The organism is Bacillus sp. SIMBA_005, from assembly GCF_046535585.1.
GTDB classification, from domain to species: Bacteria; Bacillota; Bacilli; order Bacillales; family Bacillaceae; genus Bacillus; species Bacillus pumilus.
In genome coordinates this window covers 1-270 of record NZ_JAWRWI010000445.1, presented here as the reverse complement: position 1 = coordinate 270, position 270 = coordinate 1, and the positions used below count along the sequence as shown (strand labels likewise).

General features: G+C 75.9%; 1 protein-coding gene. It reads right to left on the bottom strand.

The window, feature by feature from the left end; all coding sequences use genetic code 11:
• Window positions 1-251, bottom strand: a 251-nt coding sequence (locus SB660_RS20830) for a hypothetical protein (protein WP_486304211.1), incomplete at its 3' end; no start/stop codon positions are given.
• Window positions 252-270: the final 19 nt, after the last annotated feature.

Genomic DNA, 270 nt, shown 5'->3' with positions numbered 1-270 from the left:
CTCGCGGCGAAGTGCCCGCGCAGCGCGGGCCGGGAGGCGACGCGCGTGAAGAAGCCGTCGACCTCCGCCGGGTGGGAGGACGCCCAGGCGTCGTCGAAGAACAGCGGGAGCATCCGCTCCCTGTCGCCGCTCAGCAGGTCGGCGACCGCCGACGGGTCGAGACGTGCGGCGCTCCGGTCGCCGGAGGTGGTGGCGATCAGGGTGAGCCGGCGCACCCGCTCGGGATGGTCGGCGGCCAGCCACTGCGCCACCCGGCCGCCCATGGAGTGC